This window comes from Nonomuraea sp. CA-143628 (assembly GCF_050942315.1).
In the GTDB taxonomy this organism is placed as follows: domain Bacteria; phylum Actinomycetota; class Actinomycetes; order Streptosporangiales; family Streptosporangiaceae; genus Nonomuraea.
The window spans coordinates 12,419,658-12,438,870 of sequence record NZ_CP192072.1 but is presented as its reverse complement, the minus strand read 5'-3'; the positions used below and the strand labels follow the sequence as shown (position 1 = coordinate 12,438,870).

Here is a 19,213-nt window from a genome sequence, read left to right as displayed (position 1 = left end):
GACGCACCGCACGGGGCTAGCTGGCAGCTGTCCCACTAGGTCCCAGCTGTGCGGCCGACCCACTGGTTCCGGTAACCGGTCGGCGATCACCACCCATAGGCTGTGGTGACCACCCACAGGCTGCGGGTGACTACTCACGGGCTGCGGTCACCGCTCACGGGCTGCGGTCGCCCGCAGGCTGCGGTGAACCCCGCCCGTGGTGATCCGTGAGCTTGTGTCATCGAAGGTTGAGCGGCTGAGGACCCACTCTGGTCGTGGGTCTAGCCCTGATCGGCGGCCGGCATCGTGATCTGCGTGCGCGCTTCCTCGACCTGGCGCATGATGCGTTCGGCACCGCAGTCCGCCGCGGTGGCGTACGCCTCGTCCGCCAGCGCCAGTGCGTCGCTACTGCGGTTTTCCGCGACAGCGATGTAGATCAGCCCGACCTGATTGGACGCGACTCCAGCCAACAGCCCTATCTCGCGGCGCAGCCGTATCGATTCCTCCAACCGCTCCCGCGCGGCCTCCAACCGACCGGCAGAATGCTCCGCGATCCCAAGATGCCGGAGCACCTCGGACTGGGTGAACCGATCTCCGGCCTGCGTCGCCAATTCGTACGACTGCTCGAACAGCGGGATGGCCGTACGGGTATCACCCCGTACAACCTGGTGAAAACAGCCCACCCAGAACAGCGACTCGGCCAGGCCGGGTAGATCACCGAGCGTTCGATACAGCTGTGTCGCACGCTCGAACAAGGCCAACTCATGTGTGGCCTCCTGCCGGTCTTCGAGAAACCGCGCGTGCAGGATCCGGCCCCGAGCCAAGGCAAGATCGGCCTCGACCTTGTCCAGGTCCTGCTCCGCTCCTGTTAGCCCAGCGGTCTCGCCCGCGTAGACAGCGCGTTCGTATGCCACCCTGGCCCGCTCGATACGTTCTTCCGCATGCATCCCGCTCACCCCGTCCCGGCGTCGACGACACGGTACATCGATAGCCGTCACAAGATCGAGCCGTGCGTCAAGCGAGACCCTGTCAGGCCCGCCGGTCTGCTGCGACAGCGATCGTTTTCGTTTGAGGGCGATGTCGCTGAGAAGTAACAGCGCCCGGGCTTTGGCGTGGGGAGCATTGACGTGCTGCTGTGCCGTGCACCACCCGGATCCGAGCACTTGAGAGCGGTATGCGCTGGGTGCGCGCCGGTGTGGTGGGCGGCGGGAACAGCGGCCCGGAGGGGGGAGCGGCGCGGAGGGGGGAGCGGCGCGGCGGTGAGGGACAGCGGCCCGGAAGGGAGAGCAGCTCGGCGGTGGGGGACAGCGGCCCGCCAGGGGACAGCGACCGGAGGGGACAACAGTCCGGCGGTGTAGCTTGGCGCGGGCAAGGTGGAGCTTGAACAGGGTGACGTAGCCGCGGTCATCGAGCAGCACAGTGCGCACGCTGCCGCCATCGCCGATTCGCGTGGTGATGATGATGAGCGTGGGCAGTGGCACGCGGGTGGTCAAACCTCGCGGCGGATCGCGAGCACGCTGAGCCACGTGCGATGGGTGGTGCTCTCGGCGTGCTCGCGTACCTCGAAGCCGATCTCGGCGAGGATCGCGAGCAGCGTGCGCGGCTCGCGGTGTACGAACCAGCGCTGGAGCCTTTTGTCGTGCGGGACCGGCTCCCAGACCTCGCCCTCGCCGGTCGAGGTGCTCAGTCCGAGCACGCCCCCAGGGCGCAGGGCCGCGTGCCAGGCGCGCAGCGTGGGGACGGTATCGGCGGCCGGTACGTGCAGGAGTGCCGCGGCCGACCACAACCCGGCCAGCGAGCCGGGAGCCGGCGGCGTGCGGAGATGAGGGTGACATGGTGGTGGAATCCGGCGTAGCCGCGGCCTTCGTAGTCGCCCAGGCCGAGGGCCTGTTCCATCTCGCGGTAGCCGCTCGTTCAAGGGCGCGTTTGTCTTCGATGTTGATGATGGCCAGCCACAGCAGCTTGACCACGGCGTCGTCGCCGGCGAAGTGCCCGCGGGCTTTGCTGACCTTGCGTAGCTGGTAGTTCACTCGATGCCGTTGGTGGTGTAGAGCAGTTTGCGGACCGCTGGAGAGAAGGCGAGGAGCGGTGTGAAGCGGTCCGGTCCCAGGCGGTCTCGAACACGCGGGCCGCCTGGGGATGCTTCTGGCCCCAGGTGGTGGTGAAGTCGGCCAGGGGGTCGAAGGCCGCCTGCTCGCCGGACGCGGCGAAGATCTTCTTGAGCTCGGCGTGGAAGGCCGTCGACTATCCCTCTGGTTGACACGGGACAGGACGGCTACGCGGATCGGTTGAAGCGACATTCAGCCCCACGGCTGACGCTTCGGAGGGTGCCCGCTGGATACGTTTGCCGGAAATCTGTCCTGTCCAGGCGGAGGTCGAATCCATGGCCCGTGGTCATCAGCTTGCTCGGTTATGCGCTCTCACAATGATCGTCTCCGGATCGGTGACCGGCGTGGCGCCCGCCACCGCGTACGCCGCGACGGCCTGCACCACCGCCGACCTGTACGCGCACCGCGTGCTGGCACCGTCCGCCGCCACCGCGGGGGCCAGGTTCGGCGCGACGTCGGTGAGCGGCGACTTCAACAAGGACGGTTACGCCGATGTGGCCGTCGGCGCGCCCGGCGACACCGTGAGCGGTGCGGCGGGCGGCAGCGTGACGGTGTACAAGGGGTCGGCCGGCGGCCTGGTCACGCCGGGTACGCGGCTCACCGAGGCCAACGTGGGCGGGGGGATCGAGACGGGCGACCGGTTCGGCGCCGCGCTGGTGGCGGGCGACTTCAACAAGGACGGCTACGCCGACCTGGCCGTCGGCGCGCCCGGCGAGGCGATCGGAACGGCGGCGGGGGCCGGGGCGATCGCCGTCTTCCCCGGCGGCTCGGGCGGCCTGTCCGGCGGCAAGTCCTACACGCAGACCACGGGCGGCGGTGGCGACGAGGCGGGCGACAACTTCGGCACGGCGCTGGCCGCCGCGGACCTGAACGGCGACGGCTACACCGACCTGGCCATCGGCGTGCCGGGCGAGATGCCGTACCAGGAGACCGTCAAGGGCGGCTCGATCTACGTGTACAAGGGCTCGGCCGGCGGCATCGTCAAGGGCTGGGACGCCAAGCAGGAGGACGCGGGCGGCGCCACGGAGGCAGGCGACCGGTTCGGCGCCGCGCTGGCGGCCGGCAATGTGACCGGCAGCGCGCACGCCGACCTCGTGGTGGGCGCCCCGGCCGAGGCGCCGGGCGCCGACCCGGCCGGCAGCGGGGGCATCTACGTCATCCCGGGCGCGGCGGCGGGCAAGGCCGCCGGGTTCGGGATGACGCAGGAGGGCAACGGCGGCGGCAACGAGGCAGGCGACAACTTCGGCGCCACGCTCGCCATCGGCAACTTCGACAAGGACGGCTACGCCGACGTGGCCGTCGGCATCCCGGGCGAGGTGCAGGGCACCGACGTCAAGAGCGGCTCGGTCGTGATCCTGCCCGGCGCCGCGACCAAGCTGGGCACGGCGTTCTGGCTGCAGGAGAGCGGCGCCGGCGAGCAGGCGGCCTCGGGCGACCGGTTCGGCGCCGCGCTGACGACGGGCGACGCCGACGTCAACGGGTACTCGGACCTGATCATCGGCGCCCCGGGCAAGGCGTACGGCCCAGCGGGGGCGGGCGCCGCGTTCCTGTTCCGGGGGCACGCGCGCCCCGCGAACTCCACGGTCAGCCTGACCACCGGCCGGCGCCTCACCCAGATCGACGCCGGTGACGCCAACGAGGGCGGCGACAACTTCGGCTCCTCGGCCGCGATCGGCGACCTCGACAAGAACGGCAAGGCCGAGGCCGTCGTTGGGGTGCCGGGCGAGGGGCCGGGCGGCCAGCCCGCCTCCGGCACCGCCGTGGTGCTGTCGAACGTCGTGCGCCAGGCCGCCGCGCCGGTGCCGGTCGAGCCGTTCACGCCGACGGCCGCGCTCCAGGCGACGCCGGTGCAGGGGGCGACGCTCGGCCCGCTGGAGTACGCCTACACCGACAACTACGGACGCCTGCTGCACGGCCACCAGCCCGACCCGGACAACTTCGGCTCCGTGCAGTGGACGCCGTTCTCCAGCACGGAGGCCTACGCCGGCCGGCCCGCGCTCGGCGAGCAGGCCGACGGGCGGCTGCAGATCGCCGCGCACAACGCCGCCGGCGCGGTGTGGACCGCCACCCAGGCCACGAAGAACGTCCCCGCGTGGGAGGCGTGGCTGCCCGGCGACATCGCGATGGCCTCGCACGCGGCGATCGGCAGGCTGGAGGACGGCAAGCCCGTCGCCTTCGCGGTGGACGCCGGGGGCGCGCTGTGGGCCCTGCCGCAGACGGCGGCGGCCGGCCCGTACACCTCCTGGATCAGCCTCGGCGTGGCCGGGCTCTCGGGCGCCACGCCCGTGGCGGCGACGGTGAGCGGCGGGATCAGGCTGTTCGTCCTCGACAACGCCGGTGTGCTGCGGACCATGCTGTACGCGAACGGCGCCGTCTCCGGTTGCACGAGCATCAGCGACCCCGGCCTCACGGGGACGCCCGCCGCCGTCGTCTACCCCGGGAGCAGGATCCGCCTGTTCGTCCGGGGCACGGAAGGCACGGTGCTCACCAAGCGGCAGGACGACACCGGCGCCTTCCCCGACGTCTGGGAGCAGGTGCCCGGCCTGACGGCGGCCGGCCAGCCCGCGGCCCTGCTCAGCCCGATGAGCGGCAAGACGGAGATCGTCGCCCGCAGCGCGGACGGCATGATCCACAGCACCGGCGAGACCGTGCAGGCGTCGGGCACGTGGCGGCCCTGGCAACAGGTCACGTTCGCCGGTGACGAGAGCGCCACCGATCCGACCGTCTTCACCTTCAGCAACGCCAACGGCTCGTCGTGGGCGTTCTTGTACCGCAACGCCGACAACCAGACCCGCGTCTACCAGGTGACCACCCAGACGGCCGCCCTGGAGCGGCAGGACGGCGGCGGGGTGACGTTCAGCCGCGAGGAGCTGCCCGACCCGCCCAAGTAGCGGCGGGCACCTGTTGCGCCGGTCGCCGTGGCCGTGCACCGTGGAAGCGGTGCTACGGCCGCGGCGACCGCGCCACGTCGAGACGGTTCAGGAGTGAAGGTTGCGCGTCAGGCTCCCGATGTTCGCCCGGCGGTGGTTCTCACTGTCCTCCCTCTCCTCGCTGGACGCGCGGCTGGTGGACGGTGCCATGGCGTTCGCCCTGACCGCCGGCACCTGGGTGTGAGAGGCGCTGGAGCCGGGCAAGGGCCGGCCGGCCGACGCCCTATCGTTCGCGCTGACCGTGTTGGTCGACGGCCCTCTCGCGTGGCGCAGGCGGGCGCCGCTCACCGTCCTGCTGGTCTCGTCCGGCGCGGCGGTGCTCTTCCACGTCGCCGGCCACCATCCGGGCCTCAACAGCATCGGCCCGCTGCTGGCGCTGTACTCGGTCGCCGCGCACGCCTCCTGGCGGGCCGGCCTGGCGGGCGCGCTGCCGGTGGTGGCCGAGTGGACGCACGGCTCGGCCATGCAGCCCGGCGTCGCGCTGTGGTCGGCGCTGGGCCAGTCGCTCATCGTGGCCGGCTGGACGTTCTCCACGGGAACGATCGTGCGCCTGCTCGGCACCCGCCAGAAGCAGCTCACCGCGCTGGCCGGGCAACTCGCCGAGGAGCGCGACGCGGCCGCGCTGCGGGCGGTGACCCGCGAGCGGGTACGCATCGCCAGGGAGCTGCACGACGTCGTCGCCCACCACATGTCCCGTCATCTCCGTACAGGCCGGGTTCGGCCGCTACGTCGCGCTGTCCGACCCCGCCACCGCGAACACCACGCTCGGCGTCATCGCCGACACCAGCCATGAGGCGCTCACCGAGATGCGGCGCCTGCTGTCGATCCTGCGCATCGAGGCCCACGAGGAGGACGAGGGCCGCTACCTGACGATGCCGCGGCTGAGCGAGCTGGAGAGCCTGGTCAAGCGCGTACGACCGGCCGGGCTGGACGTCGGGCTGAGCGTCGAGGGCCGGCCCGTGGAGCTGCCTCCCGGGCTCGACCAGTGCGCCTACCGGATCGTCCAGGAGTCGCTGACCAACGTGCTCAAGCACGCCGCGGCCTCCCGCGCCGAGGTCCACCTGGCCTACGCCCCCGGCACGCTGACCCTGCGCGTCACCGACGACGGCACCGGCCCCTCCACCGGTCCTGCCGCCGGTTCCGGCCATGGCGGTCACGGGTTGATCGGCATGACTGAACGTGTCAGGCTCTACCAGGGAACGATCACCGCGGGAGGCCGCCCCGGGGGCGGGTTCGAGGTTCTGGTGACCTTCCCTGTCCCTCTCCCGCAGAGGCAGGGTGAGCCTGAGGCAGGGTGATGATCAAGGTCCTCGTGGTGGACGACCATGTGCTCATCCGCGCCGGCCTGGCGGCGCTGCTGCGCGCGGCCGGGCTCGACGTCGTGGGCGAGGCCGTGGACGGCGAGGAGGCCGTACGCCTGGCCGCCGAGCGCGCGCCCGAGGTGATCCTCATGGACATCAGCATGCCGCGTGTGGACGGCATCACCGCCATGGAGCGCATCCTGGCCGCCGCCAAGGGCGTGCCGCCCAGGGTCCTCATCCTGACCACCTTCGACCTCGACGAGTACGTCTACAACGCCCTGCGCCTGGGCGCCTCCGGCTTCCTGCTCAAGGACACCCCTCCCGAGCGCATCATCACGGCCATCCGCACCGTCGCCGCCGGTGACGTGCTGCTGGCGCCGGGCATCACCAAGCGCCTGATCGAGGCGTTCATCGTCCCGCCCGCCCCGGCGCCCTCGCTCGACGGGCTGACCGCCCGGGAGACCGAGGTGCTGCGCCTGGTGGGGCAGGCGCTGTCGAACAAGGAGATCGCGGTGCGGCTGTCGGTGAGCGAGGGCACCATCAAGACGCATCTCAACCGGCTGATGGCCAAGCTGGGGCTGTCGAGCAGGGTGCAGGCGGTCGTGCTGTCCTACGACTGCGGCCTGGTCAAGCCGGCCGCCCGCTGACCGGCTCACCAGTACTGCCAGGGCCATTTGGGGTCGCGGGCGTCGAAGAGCTTGTTGGAGGTCATGCCGCCGCCGAAGTAGCCGAACCCTGTTCCGCCGCCGACGCCCCACCAGCCTTTACGCCCGGTGACCGGGCTGCCGGGATCGCCCATCACGCATCCGCCGAACCGCACGTACCCGCAGACCTGCCCGTAGGCCCCGCCCTGCTCGTCGGGGCGGCGCGAGGTGTATTGCAGGTTCAATCCGGCCCCGAACTTCGGCCGCATCATGCCCGGGCCGACCTCCTTCCAGTTCAATCCGTGGGCGCCGACGCCGCCCCAGAGCTGCAGGTCCTGGAAGGTCAGGTTGCCGCAGACGACGAAGCAGACCGAGACCGAAATGCCGACATGTCCGAGGAAGTAGTCCGCGCTCTTCTGCATGCCGTTCACGATGGCGCCGGACGCGTCCTGGACCTTCTGCCACGCCTTGTCGAGCTTGCACAGGATGCTCGGCTGGAACGGCTTGCAGTGGGGCTCGGGGCCGGCCAGCTCCGGCGTTTTCGGCGCCGGTGTGCCGAGACCGGGCTCGCCGCCGTCACCCTGTTCCCCGCCGGCCTGAGGTGTCGTGCCGCCTCCTGAGCCGCCCGGTCCCTGGCCGCCGCCGACCGGGGAGATCTCCGGCGCGGACATGCCGGGCAGTCCGGTCTGCCCCACGATGGGGCCGGCCTGCTGGACCGCCTTGGCGCGCATGTCCTTCAGCGACTGCGTGGTGTCCTTGACGACGTTCCTGTTCTGCTGAGTGATCGGCGCAGGCTGGCGGGCGCCAGGGAACTTGTCGCGCGGGTCCGGGTAGTGCGGCCTGCGGGCCGACGGCGGGGGCGCGACCGGGTTACGTTGGGCACGGCGTTCCTGCCGCTTCTTGCCCTCCTCCGTCCTCTTGCGCTTGCGCTCCCTCTCGCGGCGCCGCTGCTCCTCCGGCGAGATCCCGCCGCCGCCACGGCCGGGAGGACTGGCGCCGCCGCCCGGGCTGCCGCCGCCCGGGCTGCCGCCGGGGTTGCCGCCGCTGTCGCCGTCGTTGTCGCGGCAGCGGCCCGCGGCCATGAGCGAGTCGGACGGCAGCGACACCGTGACCACGCACGGCGGCTTGGAGCCGCCGCACGGGTAGTACATGCCGGTCTCGTTGTCGAAGCACCAGCCGTACCAGCAGTCGCCGCCGTAGCTGGCGAGCTGAGAGCCGCCACCGCCGCCGGGGCTGCAGGGGGCGTGGCCGGTGGGGTCCACGCGGTCGAGGGGGCCGGCGCCCGCGTAGGTGTAGCGGTTGGCGTCCGCCGAGTCCGGGACGGGGCTGAGGTTCCAGTCGTCGCGGGCGGTGAACGCGGCCGTTCCCGGGTCGTACCAGCGGGCGCCCATGTTGACGTAGCCGGTGTCGGGGTCGGCCCAGTCGCCCTGGAAGCCGAGGGCGGTCGTGGTGCCGGCGGTGGGCGTGCCGAAGGGGTCGTAGGCGGTGGAGTCCGCCAGCGACGACAGGGTGCCGTCCGGGTCGAAGCCGCCGACGACGTCCCCGTGCTTGTCGAGCAGGGAGATCCGCTCGGCGGCGCCTCGCCCGGTCGAGAGCAGCTCGCCGCCGGGGCCGCGCCCGAAGGTCGTGGTGCCGTCGCCGACCGGCTCGCCACCGGGCCCCGCGTAGGTGAAGGCGCTGGTGCCGCGCGTGGCGAGCCGGTCGAGCGAGTCGTAGGTGTAGGTGGTGGTGCCCGCGCCGGTGAGGCGGTTAAAGGCGTCGAAGTCGTACGCGGTGACGGTGCCGGCGTCGGTCTTCGTGGCGAGCGTGCCCCTGGCGGTGTAGGTGTAGCTGTCGCCCCCGTCGGTGAGGCGGCGGTTGCGCTGGTCGAAGGTGGCGGTGCCGGCGCCGCTCCTGGTCCGGTTGCCGGCGGCGTCCCACTCGTAGGCGGTGCTCGCCGTGCCGTCCGACCAGGAGGTGAGGCGGCCCGCCTGGTCGTAGCCGTAGGTGCTGGTGCCCGCGCCCGCCAGGCCGGTGGTGGTCTTGGAGGTGGTCCTGTCGTTGTCGTCGTAGCCGTAGGTGGTGGAGGCGACGACCTGGCCGCCGCCGTTCTTCAGGGTGTCGGACGTGGTGCGCGCGAGGTCGTCGTACCCGAGCGCGCGGACCCGGCCGTCGCCGTAGTCCACCTCGCTCACCTGGCCGGAAAGGTCGTAACGCAGGGTCTGCGAGACACCGGTGAGCGCGTCGCGGACGCCGGTCAGCCGGCCCTTGGCGTAGGTGAAGGTGGCGGTGCCGGCGGCGTCGGTGCGGGTGGTGGGCCGGCCGTCGCCGTCGTAGCTCCAGGCGGCCTCGCCCGACGGGCCGTCGGACGAGACCAGCTCGCCGCGGTCGTCGTAGCCGTAGACGTCGGAGCCCGAGCGGGTCAGGCGCCCGGCCGCGTCGTAGCCGAACGTCCTGTCGGGGGTGGCCCTGGCGGCGCCGGTGCCGGTCTCGGTGAGCAGCCGCTGGTTCGCGTCGAAGGTGCGCCTGCGGACGACGCCGCCCGGCTCGGTGACGCTGACCGGGTTGCCCGCCGCGTCGTAGCCGGTGGTGAAGGTGCGGTCGGCGGCCGCCGGATGGGCGGTGGTGGCGGGTTCGATGGTGGATTCGGGCAGGCCGAGGGTGTTGTAGGTGTAGATCGTGCTGTTGCCGCGGCCGTCGGTGAAGCGGGTGAGGTTGCCCGCCGCGTCGTGGGCGAAGGCCGTGGTGATCGACGCGCTGCTGCTCACCGGCTCGACCTGCTTGACGAGCTGGTCGAGCGCGTCGTACGCGAACGCCGTGCGGTGCTGGAGCGGGTCGGCGACCTCGGTGAGGTTGCCCGCCGGGTCGTAGGCGAAGCCGCGGCTGCGCAGCTCGGTGCCGTCGGGCTTGAGGTCGGCCGCGGTGGTGAGCCGGCCGAGCGCGTCGTAGGTGAGCTTGGTGGTGCGGTTCAGGCCGTCGCTGGAGCGGACCTGGCGGCCCTGCCCGTCGTAGCCGTACTGGACGGCGACGCCCGCCGGGTCCGTGACCTTGGTCAGGGCGCCGGTGCCGTCGAACGCGCCGCGCGTCGTGGCGCCGCTCGGGGTGACGGCCGTCAGCTGCGAGCCGGCGTCGTCGTAGGTGTAGCGCGTGGTGTGGGCCGCCGGGACGGGGACGCGTTCGACGAGGGTGCTGGTGACCTGGCGGTCCAGGTCGTCGTAGGTGGCCTCGGTACGGGCGCCGTTCGGATCGACGACCGCCAGCGTCCGGCCGGTGCGCGTGTAGTCGTACTGCCACTCGGCCCGCTCGCCGCCGGTAGCGCCGGGCGTGTCGGCGACCTGGACGCGGCCCAGCCGGTCGTAGGTGTAGAGCGTCTCGTTCTGCCTCGGGTCCACGATCTTGTCCACCCGGCCCAGCGCGTCGTAGTGCAGCACCGTGGCAGGGGTCAGCGCCGTGCCGCCGCCCGGCGGCGCGTACGCCGGCGCGATCCGCTTGACTGGCCGGCCGAGCAGGTCGTACTCGGTCCTGGTGACGGCGCCGCGCTCGTCCTTGCTCGCCGTCTCCTCGTCGAAGGCGTTGTACCCGGTGACGGTCTCGGGCCGGACGGTGACCGGCGGCGCGCCGCCCTCCTCGGTCTGCACGGGCGGCAGGACGGTCCTGGTCGGGCGGCCCAGCTCGTCGCTGGCGTACGTGGTGGTGTAGGCGGTCTTGTCGGCGCCGGTCACGTTGCCGCGCGGATCGACAGCCGAGGTGAGCAGGTCGCGCTGGTCGTAGCCGTACCCGGTGACCAGCGACTTCGTGCCGTCCGACACGGTCTCGCGGACGAGCCGACCCGCCAAGTCGTAGGCGTAGTCCATCGTCTCGGCGGCCGTGGACGTGGGCCACGGGACGTTGGACGGGTTGCCGGTGCGGGCGACGCGGGTGACGTTCCCGCCGAGGTCGTAGGTGTAGGCGGTGCGCCGGTTCAGCTTGCCGGGGTCGAGGGTGGCGGTGGCGAGCCGGCCTACGGCGTCGTAGGTGTTCTCGGTGACGCGCAGGCCGTTGCCGGTGGTCTGCTTCGTGGGCCGGCCCGCGCCGTCGTACTCGGTGGCCGACAGCACGAGGTCGCGCTTGGTGCCGTCGGCGTCGCGGAAGTCCTTGAGGGTGGCGGACTTGAGCAGGTCGTCGGTGTAGTAGTCATAGACGGTGCGGCGGCCCATCGCGTCGGTGTCGCGGACGAGGCGGCCCGCGTAGTCGTAGGCGTACGACCGCAGCACGAGGTCGTCGCCCGCGCCCGGCGCGCCGTCGGGGTCGCCGTCGAAGTCGCGCAGCGTGACCGAGGCGAGCATGTTGCGTGCGGTGTAGGCGAACGCGTACTCGTTGTCGCCGGCGTCGGTCATCTCCACGACGTTGCCGAAGCGGTCGTAGCCGTAGGCGGTCTCGTTGCCGTAGGCGTCCACGACCTCGTCCAGGCGGTTGTGGTCGTCGTAGCCGTACGTGGTGGTGCGCGGCTCCCCACCGCCGATCTTGTCGATGACCTGGGTCCTGACGAGGTTGCCGTCGGCGTCGTAGCCGAGGTCCGTGCGCCGTTGCTGCTGGGCGCCGGTGACGGCGTCGGTGGTGGCCGGGTCGGTGACGCTGGTCAGGCTGGACCAGTCGTCATAGCCGTAGCCGGTCGTCACGCCCGCCGGGAAGCTGTCGGAGACCTCGGTGGTGCTCTTGAGGCGGCCGATCGCGTCGTAGGCGTACTTCGTGACCAGCCCGGACTGCTCGGTGACCTGCGCCAGGTCGCCGGCGGCCGTGTAGGCGTACCTCGTGACCGCGCCGCGCGGGTCGGTCATCGTGGCGACCAGATGGGCGGGCGTGGCGCCGCCGCCGACCGCCGCCTCGGCGCCGTTGGTGTAGGTGTACTTGAGCTGCCCGCCGCCGCTGGGGTTGGTCTGCGTCAGCAGGTTGCCCGGCGCGGTGTAGGCGTAGGTTGTCTTGTACCGGTCGTCGGCCGGGCCGGACGAACGGCCGTCGCGATACTCGACGGGCTGGTCGTTGCGGGGGTCGGCCGGGTCGGTGAGCGCCGGGTAGGTGTAGTAGGCGGTCTGGCAGGAGTCCTTGGCGCGGCAGGAGATGCGCCTGGTCAGGTTGCCCCGGCTGTCGTAGACCAGCTGCACGGCGTCGCCCTTCTCGTCCACGATCTTGGTCGGGAAGCCGCGGTCGTCGTAGTCGAAGGTGCGGATGCCCATGCCGTCGGCGTCGCGCCCGATGAAGTCGGGCTCCTGCCCCGGCGAGCCGGGCAGCGTCGTGCAGAACTGCGGGTCACCCGGGTCGGGGCTGGCGCACGTCACGGTGGGCGAGGGCGACGGGGACGGCGACGCCGGCCAGTCAGGACGGTCCTCCTCACGGGTGGCCAGGCCCAGCGGGATGCCCACGCGGACGACCTGGCCGGTGATCGCGTCCTGCTCGTACAGGTGGTGGCGGTCGGCCGGGTCGCGCAGCTCCACCGCGCGGCGCAGGTCGTCGTCGCCGCCGTAGACGACCGGCGTGCCCAGCTTCCAGGTGCCGCCTTGGGAGTCGGTGTAGGTGCTCACGCGGTCGGCCGCTGTGTCGTACTCGATCTCGGCGGCGACCTTCCCGCTCGGGAGCGTCACCGCGGCGAGCTGGTCGGCGGCGGCGAGGCCGGCCTTGTAGTGCGCGGTGACCTGGTCGGGGCCGAGCGGGTGCTGGTAGAGGGCGACCTCGTCGAGGGTGCCCGCGTAGAAGCGGCGCGGCGCGGTGCCCCAGCCGGGCCAGGAGCCGGGCGTGGTCGCGTACGCGGCGCCGAGCTGGTTGAACGTCAGCCCGAGGTGGTCGGGCGTCTGGTTCGCGAGCGTCGCGACCGCCTTGCCGTCCAGGTACAACGTCTGGGTCGAACCCATCGCCGACAGCACCGCGTGGTGCCACTTGCCGTCGTTCACCGCGACCGGCGACGCCATCGGCGCGATCGTCCCGCCGCTCCAGAACTGGCCGCGCAGCCTGCCGTCGGTGCCCGTGTACAACACCGGGACGCCCACGCCCGGCGTACCGTCCAGGGCCTTGTCCTGGTAGCCGAGCAGCGGCCCGCCCGGCCCGGTCGCCTGGTTCCTGAACCAGACCTCCACCGCGAGGTCGCGGCTCTTCTTCAGCGTGCCGTTCGGCAGCACGACCTGCGAGGCGGTGCCGTCGAACACCGCCGCCGTGTCACCCGTCCCCGCCGTCACACCGGGCTCGCCCAGCGTGACGTTCACGTACGTGCCGGCGTCCTTGCCGAGGTTGACCGCGACCTGGCTGGCTGATGAGTCGCCCTCGTCCTCCCCCAGCCGCCAGTACGACTCGGGCCGGCTGTCCATGACCGTGGTCCGGTAGTGCGAGCCGGGCGCGTACTCGTAGCCGGTGCAGCGGTCGCCGGGCCTGCACACCTTGGTGAGCTTGTCGCCGTCGTAGGTGTAGGCCCACGTCAGCGTCCTGCCGTCCACCGCGGCGGTGGAGACGGAGGCCACGTGCGCGCCCGACCAGGTGAAGGTGAGCGCCCGGCCGCCGGGTCCCGTGGCCTTGGCCAGTCTGCCAGTCGTGCCGTCGTACGTCAGTGTGATCGCGTGACCGGCCGCGTCGGACATCCTGGTCAGCCGGCCGTTGATGAATTCGAAGGCGGACCCCGCCTTGTCGACCAGCTTGCCCTGCCCGTTGCCCAGGGTGAACGTGGCCTGCCGTCCCGGGGGCGAGCCGTAGCTGCCGTCCGGGTTGCGGCCGTAGCGGACCTGCTGCCCGTCGGGGTAGCCGATCACCACGTTGCCCGAACCGTCACCGTCCTCGGTGAGCTTCATGTCGAAGGGGGTGGACCAGCCGGCGCCGAACGGTGAGTCCCGCCGCGGGTCCAGACTGTTGTAGACGCGCTCCACGCTCAGGCTCGGGCCGACGGTGGCGACGGAGGCGTCTACGGCGGCGGTGGAGTAGTTGCCCGCCATCGGGTCGAACCCGCGCTCCCGGGCCTCCGCCAGCTTGGAGGTGATCTCCGGCTGCGGCACCGCGGTCTGCAGCATCACCCGCGGCGAGGGCACCTCGTTGCCGGTGTCCTTGACGAACACCCGCCACAGGTACGTCTTGGTCCACGATAGTCTGCCCGTGGGCACCGTCCAGGCGTGCTTGGGCATGTAGCCGGAGTCGAAGCAGCTCACCGCGGAGCCGTCCGCGGCCTTCTCGCAGACCTCGAACTTGTAGCTCAGCGACGAGGACGGCGGCGCGTCCAGGTCCACGGCCCTGGCCCAGAGCTGGGGCGTCAGCGTCGGCGCCTGGTAGCCGTTGAACGGGTACAGCTCCTGCAACACCGGGGCGATGTCGATGATCTTGATGATGAGGCGGGCCGGCGGCACGTACTCGTCGGTGAAGACCTTGCCGCCGGCCCGCACCATCGTGAAGTCCAGCTTGTACGTGCCCGGCTTGAGCGGCTTGATCTCGGCGTCCAGCCGCACCTTCCCGCCGCGCGGCACGGTGGCCGTCAGGTTCGCCGAGCGCTGCTGGGTGACCAGCTTGCCCTTGCTGTCGTAGGTCCGGTAGGCGAGGTAGTAGTCCCCCTGTGCCCAGGCGGCGGCGCCGGTGTTGGTCACAGTCATCTTGATCTTGCCCGGTTGCGCCTGAGTGACGGGCGGATTCGGCACGGGGCTGGTGATCGCGTACGAGGCGTTGTACGGGCTGTGCGTCACGTACAGGCGCGGCGGGTTGGCGGTGTCGTGGCCGGTGAACTTCTTGAGCCCCTTGCCGTCGGACGAGGCGTCGCGGATCGACAACCCGAAGTTCCGCGACGGATCGTCAACCCACTTCTGCACCAGGTCGCGGCCACCCTTGCCGAGGTCGAACAGCTCGCCCTTCTTCGGCGGGCAGCGCGAGGTGCTCGATCCGAACGCGATGTATCCGTGGTTGAAGGACTTGCGTACCAGCGCCTTGCCCACGCCCGGGCCCGGGTAGGTGGTCCTGCTCGACCAGGCCGCGGTCACCGGATGCACGGTCACCGGACGCGCCTGGCACGTCGCCGCCTCGTAGTTCACCATCCACAGGTAGGTTCCGAAGATCCGGTGGTACCTGAGCTCGTTCACCAGAGCCGGGAACGTCACGTACGCCGCCGACCTCGAACCGATCGTCAGCGTCTGCCCGCCACCCGTGGTGCCGCCGTCGCCGACCGACACGCTGTTGCCAGCCTTGCCGGTCTCCACCGACGGGTCCACCAGCACGGGGAAAACGCGATCGGGGTCCGCCAGCCAGGCGGGGTCCACGCTCACCCGCAACGCCGGGCTCCCGCCCGCCGACACCAGGCTGTAGGAGACCGCGGTCGAGGCTGCGGGGGTGGCCGCCGAGTCCGTCATGAACCCCGCGGGGACGCTTGCCCGCACCTGGCCGGCCTCGTCCACGAACTCCACCTGACCGGCGGTGATCCTGGCCGTCAGGCCCCGCAGGTCCAGGGGGAACACGAACGTGCGGGGCGCCTCGGCCGACCGCAGCACGATCGTCTCCTTCGCGCCGCCCGGGATCGACTCGACCTTCAAGTCGGTGTCCGGCCACACCTTCTCATAGGTGATCGCGCGTTCTCCGGTGGTACGTCCAGGCGCCGCCGCGCCGTCCTGAACGCCGTAGCCGACCTGGTGAGCGTCGTCCAGTCCGACGCTCACCAGCGGGCGGGCGTTACTGCGCGGCGCGAACCGGACGTCCACGGCGTCAGCCGCGTTCCGCCATCCCCGATCCGGGAGCCCGTCGCCGTCCCGCAGGCCGGCTTCCACGATCCTGCTGTCGATCGGCGCCCAGGTGCCGTCCGCGCGGCGGTAGTTGACCGGGCGGGCCGACACCTCGGTGGACTCGGTGCCGTCGGCGTTGGCGAACGTCCGGACATAAGCGTCGCGCCGCTCCGGGATCTCCCGGCTCGTCGCCGGGTCGAAGCCCGCGCCCTCCTCCGGCCCGGCGACCGGCGCGTCGCCCACCTCGGCCGTGTTCTGCTGCTGCGGCGCCCCGGTCTCGATCGCCGTCAGCGGATAGCGTGCCCGTAACGTGGCCGGCTGATGGTTGTTGTGCGTGGTTCCCACAGCCTGGCCGCCGGCGTCCCCGGCCGCGCCCCAGACCTGCTCCAGCCCGTGGACCTCGCGATGCCGCCACGCCTGCCACTCCGCCACCACCGCGGCGGCGCCGTAGTCGGCCGTGCTCATCAGCACGAGGGTCAACGCCAGCGCGCCCCCGCGGGTGAGGACGTGCCGATTCAGCCGGACCATGCACACCATCGACTGCCGAAGCCAGCGACTCATCACACGCACCCTTTTCGACAGGCACGATCAGCTCATCTGAAGTGGCATGCTATGCAGCCGGGGCGGTGGCCTTCGTCAATCCAGGGTGTGAATCCGCGTCGGCCTTTCGCCGTAGGTGGCACATGCGCCCGTAGGCCGGGAGTTGACCCCAGCGCGGCTCCGCCGCAATCGGCCCGGTCTCTTCTGGACGCGGACCGGTCGCGGAGGCACGACCCATCGGCGCCGGCCACCCCACGAGGCGGACGTCATCGAGGTGTGTCAGAGGAAATGGGCTCTTGAGTAGCCTATGGGAAGTGGTTACCTAGAGTGACTTCTGGGGCGGCAGATGAGGCCGGGGGGAGCGCGGGTTCCCAACGCCTGGTGGAGGTCATCGGTCTGGGCGAAGGCCAAAACGAGCTGTTCGCCTTCGACGACGTTGAAGTTGCCGGTGACGATGTAGGGCAAGGCCGCGGCTGCGAGGGTCATGATCGCCTGTTCGGCGGGGGATCTGGTCGCTGTAGCGTTTCAGGATGCGCTCGTGTGCGTCGATCATCAGTGGGTCGTCCTCGCCTTCCCCTGCGTTAAGCCAGGGATGGCGGCTGAGTTGCTCAGGGATCCGGGTCAGGCCGGTGACTGAGTGAAGGCCTTGGATTGTCGTCCATGAGGCCCAGTCTCGCAGCCTCGATCGCCCGGCCGATCGCCGACTTCAGCTGCCCGCCGGCCGACGCCGACATGCCTGCGGGCTGACCGCACTGCTGTTTCATAGGCGAGCACTCGTGACACCGCACGCGGCCCAACCAGGTCGAGAGCGAACGTCGTTTCAAGAGTCAGTGCAAACAGGTAGGTGCGCGAAACGCTCCCATGCCACGGTCCCCGTGGTCGCTAACCCTCACCGTTGATCCTGCTCCCCGTAGGCGAACTTCTGCGCTGCTCGCCAACGGGAGTGCTGTTGAGCTGTGTCATCAATTCTCGATTGGTCGCGCGAGCTGCGTCGAGGCAGTGATTTCCTCCTCGCTCGGGGTGGCTTCGGCACGCGCCCAATCGGTCAGCTCGGTGGCGGCCAGGACCCGCTCGCGATCGGCCAGCAGCCGGACATTGGCCACCGCTCTCTGGCGTGGCGGCGGGTCCAGCTCGAAGATCGTGCTCACCTGCTGGCAGCGTAGATCATTGGCGATCGTGTTCAGATAGGTGTAACGGGTGCGCAACTCCTGCTGAGCGCGCAGCTGGATTCCGGCCAGCAGTTCGGTGACCACGCTCGCCTCCAAGCCCCGCAGGTTGGCCACTCCGCTGAGAGCCACGCCCGGCTCGACGCGGCACCAGTGCTCGAAGTCCCGACGCGGTTCGGCCTTCACATCCTCGCGCCAGCGGACAGCGTGAATCCGGCACAGCCCTCCGTTGAAATGGGTCAGTCGCAGACAGGTCGCTACCTTGCAGCCGCCCAGGGGTGCCAGCGCGACCGTAGTGGGAAGTTGCAGGTAGCGGGCGATCGTCTCCGCAGTGACGTGGCCGAAGACGGCCCGGCATCCGCCCGCGTGAGACCCGCACAGATCGGTCTGGCGTGAAGAGATCGGCCTCGGGCAGCCGTTCACCTGGCAGACCCACTCGTCAATCAGCCACTTGTAGGTGCCGCCGCCCGTTTTCGGCGGCGGGTCGGCGATGAACGCCTCCCGGGTCATATCGCTGTGCGCGAGGCGCTTCTTGCAACCCGTGCAGAGTCCTCCATAAGTCGCTGCGTCGACCAGGCATTCGGGCACGATGCACTGCGCCCAGCCCAGTAGGGGGTGATCGCTCGGCGGCTGGAGCAACAGCTGGTCGGCGTCCCAGCCGATCGCAACCATGAACTCCTGGTCAAGGATTCCGGGCAGTTGATCGGCGACCCGTTCCGGCTCCAGCTGGTATTGCTCCAGCAGCATCGCTGTCGTGGCTCCGGCCCTCATCGGTCATCCCTCGGCCGAGAGACGCGCTCCACCGCAGCTCGCAGCCGCGCAGCGGCCGGATGCAGGTAAGGGCGGGTGGAGGCGAGGGTGGCGTGGCCGAGCAGGCTCTGCAGCTCATCCACCGAGCCGCCGGCGTCCAGGATGTTCCCGGCGAAGGCATGCCTCAGCATGTGCGGGGTCACCTTGCGGTCCAGCCCGCAACGCCTCGTCAACGCCGTCAGCAGCTCGTTCAACGCCTCCGGGGGCATCGGTGCCCCGAGCGGTTTCCGGAACAGGTTGGCCAGCACGAAGTCACAGTCGCGGGCCTCAGGGCACCGCTGCCGTTCCCACTCATGCGGCCACCAGCAGGGCGTCGGCAGGGACCGTCCGGGGATGCCGCGACTTGGCTCGCGCGCCGCGCGGTGCATCCTCGCGTGGTTGCACGTGCACGTGTTCACCACGCACTCGGCATCCCAGCCCGGTCGATTCCAGCGCCAGGTGCACATCGCTGCGTCGCAACGCCGCGGCCTCGCCCCGCCGCAGCCCGGCTCGGCCCATCAACAGCAGGATCAGCCGGTCGCGAGCCGAACCGCATGCCTTCAACAGTGCCAGCGCCTCATCGTCGCCGGCCCGGTCGATCTGCCGTTCCGGGACCGACAACCGATGCCGCGGACGCTCCAGCACGCGCAGGCGCCCGTCATCGCGCCGCGCCTCGACTGGAAACCATCGGTCGTCGCCGAGCTGATACAAGGCGGCCAACCCAGCGCTTGGGGCGTCCCCGACAGCCACGGCGTGCTTGACGAACTCCCGCACCGCCACCAGTACCGCCTTGATGCGTCGCGGTTGCCGCACCACCAACGAGGTCACCGTTGGGGCCGCTGGGCCGTCCGAGGCCGGGCCGGGTGCGTACCTCAGCCGCACCATGAAGCCGCCGAGACCTTCCATCGCCACCTGCCAGTCGCGCCCGGTCTGGCCGCACCACACCAGATACAGCGCCACCCCTGTCGCATACGCCTGGGTCGTGCTCTCCGCCCGCCCCATACCGAACCGGACGTGCTGCAAAAACCGATCCGCCGGCCCATGCACCTCCAAGCCGTCGTCGACCACC

11 protein-coding genes and 1 pseudogene are annotated in these 19,213 nt (G+C 71.1%); 5 read left to right on the top strand and 7 right to left on the bottom strand.

The window, feature by feature from the left end; translation table 11 throughout:
• Positions 1-260: 260 nt before the first annotated feature.
• The 3 genes and pseudogenes from ACQP2T_RS56295 to ACQP2T_RS56285 all read right to left on the bottom strand — a co-directional run.
• The gene (locus ACQP2T_RS56295; RefSeq protein ID WP_433512931.1) at positions 261-1,142 is read right to left on the bottom strand and encodes a tetratricopeptide repeat protein; all 882 of its coding nucleotides are present in this window, start codon (positions 1,140-1,142) and stop codon (positions 261-263) included.
• A gap of 326 nt (positions 1,143-1,468) precedes the next feature.
• A complete protein-coding gene (locus ACQP2T_RS56290) occupies positions 1,469-1,765 on the bottom strand; it encodes a hypothetical protein (protein ID WP_433512930.1) in 297 nt (98 codons plus the stop codon).
• 124 nt (positions 1,766-1,889) lie between these two features.
• Positions 1,890-2,130: pseudogene (locus tag ACQP2T_RS56285) on the bottom strand (transposase); the annotation flags it as partial.
• A gap of 274 nt (positions 2,131-2,404) precedes the next feature.
• Here ACQP2T_RS56285 and ACQP2T_RS56280 point away from each other — a divergent pair.
• The 5 genes from ACQP2T_RS56280 (at position 2,405) to ACQP2T_RS56260 (ending at position 6,965) form a co-directional block, all read left to right on the top strand.
• Entirely contained in the window at positions 2,405-4,978 is a 2,574-nt protein-coding gene (locus tag ACQP2T_RS56280) for a hypothetical protein (RefSeq protein ID WP_433512929.1), read from the top strand.
• Between the two features lie 100 nt (positions 4,979-5,078).
• Entirely contained in the window at positions 5,079-5,201 is a 123-nt protein-coding gene (locus tag ACQP2T_RS56275) for a hypothetical protein (protein ID WP_433512928.1), read from the top strand.
• A 57-nt stretch (positions 5,202-5,258) separates the two neighbouring features.
• Entirely contained in the window at positions 5,259-5,810 is a 552-nt protein-coding gene (locus ACQP2T_RS56270; protein ID WP_433512927.1) for a DUF7134 domain-containing protein, read from the top strand.
• Positions 5,716-6,315 carry a sensor histidine kinase gene (locus ACQP2T_RS56265; RefSeq protein ID WP_433519965.1) on the top strand — a complete coding sequence of 200 codons (600 nt, stop codon included), beginning with the start codon at positions 5,716-5,718 and terminating at the stop codon, positions 6,313-6,315. Before ACQP2T_RS56270 ends, ACQP2T_RS56265 begins: the two co-directional genes overlap by 95 nt.
• Entirely contained in the window at positions 6,315-6,965 is a 651-nt protein-coding gene (locus ACQP2T_RS56260) for a response regulator (RefSeq protein WP_433512926.1), read from the top strand. The genes ACQP2T_RS56265 and ACQP2T_RS56260 overlap by 1 nt, the downstream gene beginning before the upstream one ends.
• 5 nt (positions 6,966-6,970) lie before the next feature.
• Here ACQP2T_RS56260 and ACQP2T_RS56255 read toward each other — a convergent pair whose 3' ends face one another.
• The 4 genes from ACQP2T_RS56255 to ACQP2T_RS56240 form a co-directional block, all read right to left on the bottom strand.
• The gene (locus ACQP2T_RS56255; RefSeq protein ID WP_433512925.1) at positions 6,971-16,210 is read right to left on the bottom strand and encodes a LamG-like jellyroll fold domain-containing protein; all 9,240 of its coding nucleotides are present in this window, start codon (positions 16,208-16,210) and stop codon (positions 6,971-6,973) included.
• A 941-nt stretch (positions 16,211-17,151) separates the two neighbouring features.
• On the bottom strand, positions 17,152-18,102 hold the full coding sequence (locus ACQP2T_RS56250) for a hypothetical protein (RefSeq protein WP_433512924.1): 951 nt from the start codon (positions 18,100-18,102) through the stop codon (positions 17,152-17,154).
• Between the two features lie 20 nt (positions 18,103-18,122).
• Complete coding sequence (locus ACQP2T_RS56245; protein ID WP_433512923.1) at positions 18,123-18,413, bottom strand: tyrosine-type recombinase/integrase; 291 nt, start codon at positions 18,411-18,413, stop codon at positions 18,123-18,125.
• 43 nt (positions 18,414-18,456) lie between these two features.
• Positions 18,457-19,212, bottom strand: a complete 756-nt coding sequence (locus ACQP2T_RS56240; protein WP_433512922.1) for a hypothetical protein — start codon at positions 19,210-19,212, stop codon at positions 18,457-18,459.
• Position 19,213: the final 1 nt, after the last annotated feature.

What these genes read in the sequence shown, in the direction of transcription:
- ACQP2T_RS56280 (WP_433512929.1), top strand. Translation starts at nt 2,405, where the DNA reads ATGATCGTCTCCGGATCGGTGACCGGCGTGGCGCCCGCCACCGCGTAC.
- ACQP2T_RS56260 (WP_433512926.1), top strand. Translation starts at nt 6,315, where the DNA reads ATGATCAAGGTCCTCGTGGTGGACGACCATGTGCTCATCCGCGCCGGC.
- ACQP2T_RS56255 (WP_433512925.1), bottom strand. Translation starts at nt 16,210, where the DNA reads ATGAGTCGCTGGCTTCGGCAGTCGATGGTGTGCATGGTCCGGCTGAAT.
- ACQP2T_RS56250 (WP_433512924.1), bottom strand. Translation starts at nt 18,102, where the DNA reads ATGCTGCTGGAGCAATACCAGCTGGAGCCGGAACGGGTCGCCGATCAA.